The sequence below is a fragment of the Microcoleus sp. K4-B3 genome (assembly GCF_036704615.1).
In the GTDB taxonomy this organism is placed as follows: domain Bacteria; phylum Cyanobacteriota; class Cyanobacteriia; order Cyanobacteriales; family Microcoleaceae; genus Microcoleus.
The window spans coordinates 1-12,224 of record NZ_JAUBSF010000133.1 but is presented as its reverse complement, the minus strand read 5'-3'; the positions used below and the strand labels follow the sequence as shown (position 1 = coordinate 12,224).

The window sequence follows — 12,224 nt, the reverse complement described above, 5'->3', positions numbered from 1 at the left end:
ATTGCCTACGCAGTAATGGATGGAATTGAAGCGAGAGGGCAACGAGGAAATTATATAACTAATCGCTTTAAATTCAGATCCAATTCCGCTTGTTAACATTTCTTTACTTACCTGGGTTTTTTTATACCGACCTACTTAGCAGGGATATGTAGCGACCTGCAATACTAAACGCTCAAACCTGCAATAAACGTCATTTCTCAGCGATCGACCGATCGCAAATCGACTGATTAAGCCGAACGTCTCACGCTGAAGTCCAGGATTGTTTGCAACTAGAGTGAAATTGATGGCTCACTCTCAGAAGACTCAGGCTAAAATCTACGATTAAAGTGAGGACACGCATCAAATAGGCTCTTTTTTATTCTTCCTTCTTCCTTATGTCTGCAAATGCCCGATCGCCCCGTCCCAAATCCCGGCTGAGGCAAGTTTTAATCAGACTTGCCTTAGCCGTAATTGCTGCTATTATTGCTTTCAACATTCCTAACTCTTTAATTCCAGTGTTTAAAGAATCCGTATCCGAAGCAACGCCGCCGCCAGAAATCCAAAACGTGCTGGCGGGCCGGCGCAAAATTGTGACAGTGGGCGACAGCATCACCGAGGCAGGAAAATACCCCGGAGGTTACGTTTGGCTGCTGCAACGCTATCTGAATGCCCTTTATCCCGATCGCCAAATCGAAATCGTCAACGCCGGAATCTCCGGTAACAAGGCGACGGATATGCAAGCGCGCTTCCAGAAAGATGCGATCGACCAAAAGCCAGATTTAGTGATGATTAATGTCGGAGTCAACGACGTTTGGCACGCTTTCTTCGACTTCCAAAACCTTCGGTTTTATCCGCAAGGCAAGTTGCCCACGGGAGTACCACTGGCACAATATCGGGAGAAAATAACTGAAATGGTGCTGGCGGCAAAAGCCGCAGGAATTCGAGTTGTACTGCTTTCTCCTACTCCGATCGGCGAAATTCTCGACTGCCCAGAAAATCGCAGGTTGCAAGAGTATATTGCGGCGATGCGAGAAATTGCGTTGCAGAATCAGTGCTTATTTATCGATTTGAATGCACCGTTTCGGGAAGTTATCGGCACGTATCAAAAGCACGCGGGTAAAACTTTGAATTTGTTAGCTGCAGATGGAGTGCACCCGAATCCGTCGGGATATCGAATTATTGCTTTTACTATCTTGCGCGGTTTGGGCGTACCCGCAAAGGATATTGAGAATTTGGAAGTCAAACATTAAATCTTTGAATTTAGTTAAGTGTTGACTATTGGCTGTTGGCTGTTGACGGTTAATTGAAAGTATCGAGGGTACAAGCCCCCTGATTTATTTCTGGGGTAAATTCTTCAAATCTAAAATCATTCACTTGGCGGATGATACCGCTTCAACCAACAGCTACCGATAATCACCAACGCCACCACAACAATAATTTCCGTCCAAAAAAAGGAAAGGAAATCGCTGGCAGTTCCCACCGGCGGCACCCCCGGTTGAGCGTTGCGAATAGCGGGAAAAGCAAACAGCATCACAGCAGTCCAACTCAGCATTCCCACTTCCGGCAACTTCCCTGATTGCATCACTTTTAATGCTAGCAAAAGTGCCATAGTTGACAGCACCCACATGATGACAATAATCACTAAGGCAAAGAATTTTACCGGGATTGAGCGAGTTGCAGAAACATCAATATAAATAAAGATAGAGGAATTCTCTTCCATCGGCTTATAACTGATGTCGAAACCGGGAACATCGGCATTAAACTTAAATTCCAGAGGTACGGGATTCAGTTCAAAGGGAGCAAACTTTTTACCAATCGAAGCCAGCGGGTCGATGGAAATAGCTACTTTAGCAATGTGCCTGTCAAACGGATAATTATTAATTTTTCCCTTTACTAAGTTAAATTTTAATGCAGGGACAATCATCGGTTTGCCTTCTTTAAAGGTAATCTCCGAATCTTGTACATTTGCGCCGTTAACTGTCATTAACAAGTCTTGAGCCGGGTAAGTTGGCCCTTTTTTATAAATACCTTTGAGTTCAAACTGCAAGCGGGTTTCTAATTCGTTTTTAATGGGATCAACTGCAATTACCGCCATTTTGACTTCTACCAAGCCTTTGAGGGGCGCAGCGGTATCTTGAGACGGTCTGTAAGGCTCTTGGGCGTTAGCATTGTGAGAGTAAATAAATAAGATAATTGCCAAACTTACGGCGAGGCTGCAAATTAAAATAAGTATTTTTTTGAGAGTTAATTTGTTGACAGTTTGCATTTATTATGGATATTTTACATTTTGATTTGTTGTTAGTATTTCCCGCAGTCTGCCAGTCCGCCAGTCCGCCAGTCCGTCAGGGGTTAAAACTTGTGTCTCATAGCTAAAATCGGTGAAAACTGACATCTTGCACCATCTTCAGGAACAGGCAAGATGCCTGTTCCACAAGAGTTCAATTTTCCTTCTTGTGGGGTGGGCAGGAGAGCCCGCCCATAGTAGCGCAACTACGAACCGATAGGAAGCAGTACATTTGTTGTGAAACTGCCGTGCAAACCGTAGGGAATGTGCTGTTTTAAATGCAGTCGCGCTACGGGCCCTTTGGTGATGTCGCGAGCATCTAAAATCACTAAGGTCGATCGATGATTAGCTGCATCATACATTAAAACCAGCAGCCAGCCGTCATCCTCAGCAACAGCATCGGGACGGAGAACAAACACTGGTTCCCCCGCAAAACCGCGTGGCGCCGCACTCCAAATTTGCCTTTCACCAGTTACGAAATCTATTTTGAGGATAGCTTGCAAAGGAGCATTTCCCGTGGGAGAATCCGCAGCACCGATATAAAGATATCGGTAAGGTTGTCCGACATTATTAGGATGCAAAGTTGGAAACTCGCAGCACCGAGTTTCAACAACTTGATGCTGCACGGTTTTGTCTTGCAAATTTAACTTAAAGCGCCACAATTCGCCCGCTGGAACGCTATCAAAATCAATCTCGCGAAAATCGCCGTCCGCTTCTACAGTTGGAAATGATTCGTAACAAACTGAATCTACAAAAACTTCGCCTCCTTGTTCCCATGCGTTGCAGTGATGGAAGACAAAACAAGGTTCCGTTTCTAATATCTTCACCTCGTCAGTGCCGTTGCGGGGAATTAAAATTGCTTGCGTTGGCTTGTTTGGCGAAAATTGAATGCACTGGGAGGCACTCCGAAATCCTAACAAGAAAAGCAGCGGATTGAAGCTGACGGGATTTTGGAAGAATATGCAGTAATTCGGGGTAATTACCATGTCGTGCAGGAAGGCAAAACCCGGTATTGCATGGGCGTGACGCTGCAAAAGTTTGCCGCTTTCGTCGAGTTCGTAAATCGTGATGGTACTCGACAAACCGGGCTTGACGGAAAAGTTGACTAATCTGTCTCCTTTGCCATTCTTCCCTTTTTCAATTCTGGGGTGGGCGGCGAAGGCTTCACCGGGTTCCAAGATGCCGTCTAGGGTATCTAAGCCGAGTGTTTCTAGGCTGCGGGGGTCGAGTCTGTAGGGCTGTGCTGCTTCCCAAAGTGCTAGCAGTTTGTCGCCCCAATAAATGATGTTGGTGTTGGCAATGTTTTTGATTTTGACATCAAAGATGTTGGCTAGCCAGCCCCCGGGCTTCTGTGTGCCGAAAACGCCTCGGTGAAGAATTTGTCCGGCTTTTTGTTCGGCGAGATAGCCTTCTGTGTGTACGAATCGGTTGCGGAAATGGGCGCAGCCTTCGCTTAGGGCGATCGCACAAACCATCCCGTCGCCGTCAAACGGGTGGTGGATGCGCTGGCCGTTGACATCCAATAATCCGGGCCCGTTGCGGAAGAATGTGCCTTGCAAGCCGGGGGGGATTTCGCCTTCTATGTCGTCAATCCAGTAATCGGATTCGTTGGGTTGGGATTCGTAGCCGCGCTGCCAGTCTGTGCGATCGTATGATGAATTTGGGGCGGCTGTTTGAGATTCAGAAAGCTGTAATTTTTGCATTGGTAGAATAAGCTTTATTGATTTAACCGCAGAGAACACAGAGGGCACAGAGAGAAAGAAAGTCGGAGAATTAGGAAACACAGGAGAATTCATCCGTGTATCCGTGTCAAAATCCGTGTATGCCTGCCTTTATTTGCTATCTGCGGTGCGGCTTTGTGACCTTACTGTCGGTACTAAGTCGGGAAAGTATTCGGGAATGAAATGCTGTCCGCCTGGTTTGGAAGTGCCCAGTTCGGGTTCTAATACGGGAAGAGACTTTTGAGAGTTTGGATCGTTGCTTTCTGTACTCTCGGCGGGCAGCCAATTTAAGAACAGTAGGGGCAGAAGTGTGGACAGGTTTGTGATGATGACTAGCAGCCAGAGGTTATCGAAATTGCGATCGGTAATTCCTAGCAAGTGGGTCAAAAGTGCACCGCCTTCGTGGGACAAAAGTCCTGCTAAATTTATGATTGACATCAGCAGCGCAAATAAAGTTGCTTCGACGCCTGGGGGACACAAGCGGGCGGAGAGTATCAGCACCGGCATATAAGCAATTTGTCCGATTACTGTCAGGATCAGGCTGTCTCCGATGCTGAACCATCGATCGTCAATTCCTAAAGCTCGGTTCGCATGAGTTACTAATAATAAAGTAGTCATGCCCAAAACAGTCGCCATGACCGTTGACCAGCCAAAAATTACTCGAAATGGAACTGTTTTGAGGAAGCGCTGAAACAGCCAGACGCCGGCGAGGGCGGCAATGCTGGTAACGAGACGCACTCGGCCGAGAAATTCTGGTTGAAAGCCTAATTCGTTGGTGGTGAAAAAGAAGAAGGCCGAGTCTGAACTTGGGGTGGCTTGCAAGACGAAGAGAAAGGCGGTTGGCAGCCAAATTGATTTTTGGGTAACAGCTTGCCGCAGTTTTTTTAATTGGTCTTTGACACTTTCAAAGTCGGTTATTTTGTTGGTTTTTTCTTCGGTAATTAACCAAGCTGTTGCTGATACAATGAGCGGGAAAGATGCGGTGATTAAAAATATGGTGTGGGTGCTGAAGTGTTGCAGCAGGAAACCGCTGAGGTAGGCGGTAATTAGTCCGCCGATGGCTGAGGCCCCCCAGGATAAGGATTGCAGGGAACCGGCGTCGGTAACGGATTCTTTTCTGGCCCTTTCGACTACCAGGGAGTCGGCGATTACGTCGCTGACGGCGAGGGAGAGGGAACTCAGGGCGATCGCGCCTGTAGCTGCAAGCGGTGTGTGTACAAGTGTGGCGAGGCTCACCCATGCTGACGTTCCCAGCAGCCCGGAGAGGACGATGTAAGGGCGTCTGCGGTAGCCAAATATCGGCAAGCCGTCGGACATGAAGCCGAACACGGGTTTGATAATCCAAGGCAGGGCTACGACGCCCAGCATTGCCGAGACTTCTGCCGGACTCATGCCGAGTTCGTCTTTGAGAAAGAAGCTGACGGCTAAGCGGGCGAGTCCGAGAATGCCTTGGACGAAGTAAATCAGTAAAATGGCTATGAGTTCGGGGGTTGGCTCATTCCCAAAGAATACTTTTTCTTTTAAAGATTCTTTGAGTTTGCTGACGCCGGAGGGGGAAACGAGCATTTGAGCAATATTTCTTAATGAATCTCAATATTTATAACACATTCTTAATGAGTTGGGGTAACTGTCGGAGGTGGGAGGCGAGAGTGGCGGGGAGCTGGTAACGGCTATAAACTTGTAATTAGCCCGAATTCAAGGATTTTTTGTAACAATGAAAGCAGAAATTAGAATTGTTTCTCTGGCAGTTGCTGCGATTTTAGGAGGATGAGCTAATTTAGCCTTAGCTTTACCTGTTGCTAACCAGCAAGGAGATTATACGGGGCTGCTGGCGAGACAGCGGGGGAACTTGCAGGCAAATTGGGTGGTTGTTGACTCGGATTCTCAAGGTTTGAATTGTCGGATGGCTCAGAGATTTCGATCGTTCTATGTAAATGCTCTTGATATGCCCGATGAGTTATTTGTAAGAAACAAACACAATGTTTCGCAGTGGCCAATCTTAACTACTTTTCAGCGAGGAGAACGTTTGCGATCTGTGAGCGGAAATTTGAATAATCAAATGATTATCGCCGATATTCAAGGCAAACCTTGGCTACCTATTGTTACGAAGCATGGACATTGTTTTGTGCGGGCGAACAGCCGTTTCATTAAACCGATTCTGGAAGCTCCCACGACTTACAAACCGTTAGAATAAGATAGAAAGGAAATAGGAAAAAATCGTTAGGTTATACAATTTATATGCAAACTGCAACCAATTCTCAAACCCTGACCATCCAACTGTCTCCTGAAGACAGCGAAAGGCTTTTGGCAGAAGCAAAACGCCGCCGAGTTGATGCTGAAAGCCTAGCCTCTATGCTGCTGCACGACAGCTTAACCGAGCTAAATCCTGTTTCTTTGGCCGATATTGAATCCCTGGAAAAATTGTACAGCTTCCGGGGAAAAACAGAAATATTGGAGTTTCTGGAAAAAAATCACTTTTTGATTCCCGTATTGTTGGAAGCACCAGACAAAATTTGCAATTACTTCCCCGGTAAAAAGTTGTGCCTTGAAGTTGAGGCAGACTCGGAATTTATTGACTCCGCGCAGCTATTTCTGGATATTATTATTGATGGTGACGCCGATGAAATCATAGACGAGGCACTTGACAAAGAAGAAAAATTGTCTGAGGATTGGTATTTACCTCTGCCGTATGAGGTGCGGAAAGTTTTTAGTTGTGGCGTGCGCTAATAATGACTTTTGACTGGTCGCAGTACCTGAATCTAGCAAAAGAATTTCTCGGTCAACCGACTCCTCCTGCAAATCAAGAAGCCAAAATGCGATCGGCTATCAGTCGGGCATATTATGCAGCTTTTATCAGTGCTAGAAATTACTTGCAGGAAACAGAAGGGCTTTCTATTCCGAAAACTGCAGATGCTCACAAGTATGTTGTGCAGCAGTTCAAACAGAGTTCGGACGCCGACAGTCAAAATATAGGGAGGAACTTGGAAAAGTTGAGGAGGGATCGAAACCAAGCAGACTATAACAATAGTGTACCCGAACTGTTCAAGATTAGCAAAATAGCTGTCAAGCGATCGCAGCGGGTAATCTCTCAGTTAAGCAACTTATAAACTGTCAAGTTTTAAGCCCTAGCGAGTAACTGTTTCGACAATTATTTTCTTAATTTAAGCGGGTGTCAAATTTGGATTTGCCTACTTGGTCTACAATTTAAAGTTGATAGGTAATGTGGGCAAGATGTCCCTATTATATTTAGGACTGTTATATGATTATCGATCCTAAAAATGTGCCGGAAATTACGGGCTCAAAGTACCCTCAGCAATTTCAATCTGCTGTTTTGGGGAGAGTTAAAAAACGCTTGGGCGATGCTGCCGGAGTGCAGAATTTTGGGGTAAATTTGGTGAGGCTAGCACCGGGAAGTTGTTCTGCTCTCAGGCACTGGCACACCCGGCAAGATGAGTTAATCTATGTTCTGGAAGGGGAAGTTACTCTGATTACAAATTCGGGAGAGCAAGTGCTGAAACCGGGTATGGCGGCGGGTTTTCCGGCGGGTGATGCTGAGGGGCATCATTTAGTCAACCGCACGAATTCAGATGTTGTTTATCTGGAAATTGGCGATCGCACTCCGGGAGATAGTGCCGAATACCCCGATGACGATCTAATTGCGAAAGCTAACGGGAATAGTTGGATTTTTACTCGCAAAAATGGCGAGGTTTATGAGAGTTGAAAATTTATGAGTCAAGTGAATCTTTGGACTTCGGCGGAACACGCTTTGTGGTATCTTGCTAAAGCTGATGGAATTCCTCACCGCACTGAAGGTGAAGCAGTTTTGTTGGAGGAAGTACCGAAAAATGTTAAGCGAATTCTGGATGTGGGCACGGGAGACGGGCGCTTGTTGGGTCTGCTTAAGTGCGATCGACCAAATGTTGAATGTGTGGCGATCGACTTTTCGCCGACAATGCTGGAAAAAGCCCGAATTCGCTTTGCTGATGACCAGAATGTCACGGTAATCGAGCACAATGTTGATGAATCGCTACCGGATTTGGGCAAGTTTGATGCAGTTGTTTCTAGTTTTGCGATTCATCACGTAATAGACGATCGCAAACGTTCGCTTTACGCCGAGATTTTCGAGCTTTTGGAGCCCGGAGGCATCTTTTGCAATTTGGAACACGTAGCGTCAGCAACTCCGGCTTTGCATCAGAAATTTCGAGAGGCGCTGGGTATTAGCGATTCGCCAGACGATCCGTCTAATAAATTGCTCGATATGGAAACGCAATTGCGGTGGTTTAGAGAAATTGGTTTTACCGATGCAGACTGTTATTGGAAGTGGTTAGAACTAGCTTTGTTAGTTGGTGTCAAACCTGTTTAGCTGCGGTTAAGGACTGCATTGTCGTGTTCTTTTAAAATTGGAAATAGTCACAATTAGTAAGGCGCGTCAGATTTTTAAACCCTCAATAATCGTTCTAAAAATTCACCTGACGCACCCTACAGCTTGATTTTAGTATGCCAGTTGCCTAAGTCCTGAATATAAGAGGTTGCTGTCGTAGTAGAAGTCGATCGCGAACAGTTCTGGTTATTTGAAAATAACCAACAGAGTATTGAGGAGAGAACAGGCGAACTCTTAACCCAAACGATACAGAAAGCAACCGTTTTTTGGAGTAGCAAGCAAATTGAACCTCCAATTTACACTTTTAGTTAGTTGGGATGGAAGATATTGTCTGGTCGCTCGCACATTGGGATCTTACCCAGTTAGAGGGCTGTTTTAAGAGTTATTAACCAAACGATCGAATTAACAACAAACAAAAAGGTATAAAAAATATAGATTGATGGAGCGCAGATAGCTCTCCATAAAGAAGGCATTTTAATTGTTTTTAATGAACCGAGCGGGTGAACAAGACCTTCCGGAATTGAACGGGTCTTAAAACTTTCATCTAAGGCGCTTTCATTATTCAAAAATTCGGTAACTGCATTGGCTCTTAGTAGGTAATAAAGTTGCACCCTCCAGTAGGTAGCTTCTAAAAACCAGAAACCAAAAATTATAACGTATCCTAGGGGAACCAACGCATCTATCTTGCTTGTAAAAACCCAACCAATCAACGCTACCCAAATGGTAATTGCCGCAGTTTTTAATTGCAGCAAAATTGTAGTGAAATTAGCTATTTTTTTCTCTAGTTCCTCTGCTCCTTTTTGCAGCATTGCTAGCTGAAATTCAAATCTATCCATGTTTGATTCCGCGAACGTTTATATTAGAGTTATGGAAAAAATTATAATCTTCTTTTCTTTCGGTGTTGTTAGAGAGCTTCGCCTGACGCACCCTACAAGTCGATTTTAGATTATATAGTAAGGTGCGTCAGATCCCGAAATTCCCGATCGCGGTTAGAGAATTTCGCCTGAGGCACCCTACAAGTCGATTGTTGTGTGACAGTTGCGTCCAGGACTATTAAAGTCACGCACCTTACTCAATTAAATTAAATCCGGTACCTCTGGTTTGATTCGGCGCTCGTACCAGTTCATTAACGGGGTCGAAGTAATGCCGTGCACAATCACAGAAATCACGATTGTTGTAAAAGTAATCCAGGCAATTCTTTCGGCTATTTCGCCTTTCAAACCGTGACCGAAAGCATAGGTAAGATAATAAATAGAGCCAACACCACGAATGCCGAACCAACCGCAAAGCCAGCGGCTGACGGGATGTAAAGGACTGCCGATCGTACTTATCCAAGCTCCCACAGGCCTAATCAAAAAAATCAACAATCCAGCTACTAAGAGGGAGTATCCTCCATATGCCAACATAGGCTCTAGGCGCAAAAGCGAACCTAATAGTAAAATAGTTGCTATTTCCATTAACTTTTCAATGCGCTCGGTAAAGTGGAGTTGGGAAAGCGGTTTTTCTCGGTTGCGGTAACTCCGCTGCATCACAATTCCTGCTACAAAAACTGCAAGAAATCCGTAGCCGTTGACTACTTCGGTGAGGGAATATGTGAGCAGAATTGTGCTGAGAGCAATGAAATCTTCCATTAGTAGATCGGCCGGTCGATAGCGTTGGAGTTGGCGATCGATCCAAGTGACTGCTTTAGCTACTACAATTCCCATAACGATACCTGTGGCGATCGCCCAAATCAAGTCAATTGCTACCCACTGCGAAAACCAGTTCGGCCAGTTGTTATCTTTGAGCGCATAAATGCCGAAATAAACGAAGGGAAAAGCTAAAGCATCGTTCAAACCGCCTTCGGATGTTAAACCAAAGCGCAATTCATCGCGATCGTCTAGATGAGCTAACTGAACTTCTGAGGCTAAAACAGGATCGGTGGGAGCGAGAATTGCTCCCAATAAAATTGCCGCCCCCCAATCTAATTTAACCAACCAATGACCGACAGCGGCCACCGCAAAAATCGAAATTGGCATTAAAAAACCGATCAACCGCGCTGTAGAATTCCAAGCCCAAAATTGTAGCGGGCGATTCATTTTTAAGCCGCAACTGAACAGAGAAACAATAACTACAAATTCTGTAAGTCTTTCTAAAAATAGAGCTTCGGGACGCAAGTCAATCAGCTTGACGCCATAGGGCCCCAATCCGATACCGACAATTAGATAAATTAAGGCATAAGACACCGGCAATCCTGAAATCCATCCGGAACCCAAGGTAACGGTCAGCAGGAGGATGCCAATAACTAGCAAGTTGAGAATGTAATCATCCACCATAGCGATCGCACTTTTAATCAGGTTTACCAAATGCGATTTTTACAGATAAAAGCTTCTGGGGCATCTACCGCCCGCTAGATTCAGATATCCTCCGAAAGTTGCAGTTGTTATACCAAATTTTTGATGTTTCTAGCCTGCTGCTGCGGGCTTTGTCTTTTTGCGCCGTAAACTCCGTGACTGACAATCGACCGGAATTGTTTATTTCATTCATCTGGCTAATAACTAATGATTAATGACTAATTGTTGATGACTAATAATTAATTAGAAAGACCACTTTTTTCGGTAGCGATGATGTGCAAATCTACGTGTTTGAGCGCTCGCACTAACTGTTGAGTCAAAGAACCCCGCAGCAGCAATCTCCAGCGGGATTGCTGGCTTTCGCCGATCACAATTTGAGTAATTCGATACTGTTTAGCTACCTCCGAAATCGCTTTAGCTATATTAGTGCCGTTTACCCGCAAAAATTGCCCCTTAAATTCTTGACAGAGTTTCTCACAAGTTTCAACGTGCAAGATTTCTGCTTTTGTTAAAAATCGGTCTGGATCGTTGACAAACACAGCATAAAATGGGGCATTCATGTAGCTAGCAATCCTCCCGCCCCGCCGCAGCAGTTGCAAGGAATTGGGATAAGTCGAGATGCACACTAAAACTCGTTCGTGAATGTTGCAAGATTGACCTTTTAAAGTTGCTGCATCGTCTTCCACATTGTCTGCGACTTCTCGCAGGGCGAGTTCTCGCAAAGCAATTAAATGACGGCGCTGGAAAAAGTTTTCTAAAGATTGTTCAATTTTTTCGGGAGCATAAATTTTGCCTTCTAGCAACCTTTCTTCTAAAGTTTCCGGCGTGACATCCACAACGACTATTTCGTCAGCATCTTCGAGGACGCGATCGGGCACTCGCTCTCGCACTACAACTCCGGTAATTCGAGCTACTAAATCGTTGAGACTTTCTATGTGCTGAATGTTGAGGGTGGAGAAAACATCAATTCCAGCATTCAGAATTTCTTCGACATCTTGATATCGTTTTTCTCGCAGAGAACCCGGAATGTTTGTATGAGCCAGTTCGTCTATTAATGCTAATTGGGGGCGGCGTTCGATGACAGCTTCACTATCCATTTCGGTTAGCACTTTTCCGCCACGCAGCATTTGTTTTCTGGGCACTACTTCCAGTCCTTCGCCTTTAGCTGCTGTCTCTTTCCGTCCATGAGTTTCTAACAGTCCCATTACCACATCAATGCCTTCAGATTTGAGCCTGTGTCCTTCTTCTAGCATTCGGAAAGTTTTGCCGACACCGGGGGCCATGCCGATAAATATTTTGTGCTTTCCCCGGCGGGGGGTGCGATCGTAAGTGCGGTTCGGTTGGGCGTAAACCGCGTCTGGATTGTTGGTAAGTTCGCTAGAGTGAATCATAGCTAAGTAGTGAGTTGTCAGTTGTCAGTTGGCTGTTGTCAGTTGTCAGTTGCTACAAATAAGCTGTCAAACATCTAAACTGCATTAACTAAGTTACCTTTACTTTTTATTTTTCGGTTCCATTTCATAATTAGT

Annotated in this window: 12 protein-coding genes; 6 read left to right on the top strand and 6 right to left on the bottom strand. The window is 45.2% G+C overall.

Annotated elements, in window-relative coordinates; all coding sequences use genetic code 11:
• Positions 1–374 precede the first annotated feature (374 nt).
• A complete protein-coding gene (locus QUA78_RS30215) occupies positions 375–1,229 on the top strand; it encodes an SGNH/GDSL hydrolase family protein (RefSeq protein WP_333305387.1) in 855 nt (284 codons plus the stop codon).
• A gap of 116 nt (positions 1,230–1,345) precedes the next feature.
• On the opposite strand, the gene QUA78_RS30210 is transcribed toward QUA78_RS30215, so the two are convergent.
• The 3 genes from QUA78_RS30210 to QUA78_RS30200 all read right to left on the bottom strand — a co-directional run bounded on the left by QUA78_RS30210 (position 1,346) and on the right by QUA78_RS30200 (position 5,550).
• Complete coding sequence (locus tag QUA78_RS30210) at positions 1,346–2,245, bottom strand: DUF4436 family protein (RefSeq protein ID WP_333305389.1); 900 nt, start codon at positions 2,243–2,245, stop codon at positions 1,346–1,348.
• Positions 2,246–2,469: 224 nt separating this feature from the next.
• Complete coding sequence (locus tag QUA78_RS30205; RefSeq protein WP_333305390.1) at positions 2,470–3,966, bottom strand: carotenoid oxygenase family protein; 1,497 nt, start codon at positions 3,964–3,966, stop codon at positions 2,470–2,472.
• Between the two features lie 129 nt (positions 3,967–4,095).
• Positions 4,096–5,550 (bottom strand): folate/biopterin family MFS transporter, encoded by a 1,455-nt coding sequence (locus tag QUA78_RS30200; protein WP_333305392.1) that lies wholly within the window; start codon positions 5,548–5,550, stop codon positions 4,096–4,098.
• Positions 5,551–5,848: 298 nt separating this feature from the next.
• Here QUA78_RS30200 and QUA78_RS30195 point away from each other — a divergent pair, with 298 nt between their 5' ends.
• The 5 genes from QUA78_RS30195 to QUA78_RS30175 all read left to right on the top strand — a co-directional run bounded on the left by QUA78_RS30195 (position 5,849) and on the right by QUA78_RS30175 (position 8,347).
• The gene (locus QUA78_RS30195) at positions 5,849–6,178 is read left to right on the top strand and encodes a hypothetical protein (RefSeq protein ID WP_333305394.1); all 330 of its coding nucleotides are present in this window, start codon (positions 5,849–5,851) and stop codon (positions 6,176–6,178) included.
• Between the two features lie 44 nt (positions 6,179–6,222).
• Positions 6,223–6,711: a hypothetical protein gene (locus tag QUA78_RS30190; RefSeq protein ID WP_333305396.1), complete on the top strand. Its 489-nt coding sequence runs from the start codon at positions 6,223–6,225 to the stop codon at positions 6,709–6,711.
• 2 nt (positions 6,712–6,713) lie between these two features.
• Positions 6,714–7,091: a HEPN domain-containing protein gene (locus tag QUA78_RS30185; protein WP_333305398.1), complete on the top strand. Its 378-nt coding sequence runs from the start codon at positions 6,714–6,716 to the stop codon at positions 7,089–7,091.
• A gap of 152 nt (positions 7,092–7,243) precedes the next feature.
• The gene (locus QUA78_RS30180; RefSeq protein ID WP_333305400.1) at positions 7,244–7,705 is read left to right on the top strand and encodes a cupin domain-containing protein; all 462 of its coding nucleotides are present in this window, start codon (positions 7,244–7,246) and stop codon (positions 7,703–7,705) included.
• 6 nt (positions 7,706–7,711) lie between these two features.
• A complete protein-coding gene (locus QUA78_RS30175; protein ID WP_333305402.1) occupies positions 7,712–8,347 on the top strand; it encodes a class I SAM-dependent methyltransferase in 636 nt (211 codons plus the stop codon).
• 380 nt (positions 8,348–8,727) lie between these two features.
• On the opposite strand, the gene QUA78_RS30170 is transcribed toward QUA78_RS30175, so the two are convergent.
• The 3 genes from QUA78_RS30170 to QUA78_RS30160 all read right to left on the bottom strand — a co-directional run bounded on the left by QUA78_RS30170 (position 8,728) and on the right by QUA78_RS30160 (position 12,089).
• A complete protein-coding gene (locus QUA78_RS30170) occupies positions 8,728–9,201 on the bottom strand; it encodes a hypothetical protein (RefSeq protein WP_333305404.1) in 474 nt (157 codons plus the stop codon).
• Between the two features lie 240 nt (positions 9,202–9,441).
• Positions 9,442–10,710: a sodium:proton antiporter gene (locus QUA78_RS30165; RefSeq protein ID WP_333305406.1), complete on the bottom strand. Its 1,269-nt coding sequence runs from the start codon at positions 10,708–10,710 to the stop codon at positions 9,442–9,444.
• 227 nt (positions 10,711–10,937) lie between these two features.
• Complete coding sequence (locus QUA78_RS30160; RefSeq protein WP_333305408.1) at positions 10,938–12,089, bottom strand: sensor histidine kinase KdpD; 1,152 nt, start codon at positions 12,087–12,089, stop codon at positions 10,938–10,940.
• Between the last annotated feature and the right edge of the window lie 135 nt (positions 12,090–12,224).

Bases quoted from the DNA above. Each gene is read 5' to 3' on its own strand.
- QUA78_RS30215 (WP_333305387.1), top strand. From the start codon at position 375: ATGTCTGCAAATGCCCGATCGCCCCGTCCCAAATCCCGGCTGAGGCAA.
- QUA78_RS30210 (WP_333305389.1), bottom strand. From the start codon at position 2,245: ATGCAAACTGTCAACAAATTAACTCTCAAAAAAATACTTATTTTAATT.
- QUA78_RS30205 (WP_333305390.1), bottom strand. From the start codon at position 3,966: ATGCAAAAATTACAGCTTTCTGAATCTCAAACAGCCGCCCCAAATTCA.
- QUA78_RS30200 (WP_333305392.1), bottom strand. From the start codon at position 5,550: ATGCTCGTTTCCCCCTCCGGCGTCAGCAAACTCAAAGAATCTTTAAAA.
- QUA78_RS30190 (WP_333305396.1), top strand. From the start codon at position 6,223: ATGCAAACTGCAACCAATTCTCAAACCCTGACCATCCAACTGTCTCCT.
- QUA78_RS30185 (WP_333305398.1), top strand. From the start codon at position 6,714: ATGACTTTTGACTGGTCGCAGTACCTGAATCTAGCAAAAGAATTTCTC.
- QUA78_RS30180 (WP_333305400.1), top strand. From the start codon at position 7,244: ATGATTATCGATCCTAAAAATGTGCCGGAAATTACGGGCTCAAAGTAC.
- QUA78_RS30175 (WP_333305402.1), top strand. From the start codon at position 7,712: ATGAGTCAAGTGAATCTTTGGACTTCGGCGGAACACGCTTTGTGGTAT.
- QUA78_RS30170 (WP_333305404.1), bottom strand. From the start codon at position 9,201: ATGGATAGATTTGAATTTCAGCTAGCAATGCTGCAAAAAGGAGCAGAG.
- QUA78_RS30160 (WP_333305408.1), bottom strand. From the start codon at position 12,089: ATGATTCACTCTAGCGAACTTACCAACAATCCAGACGCGGTTTACGCC.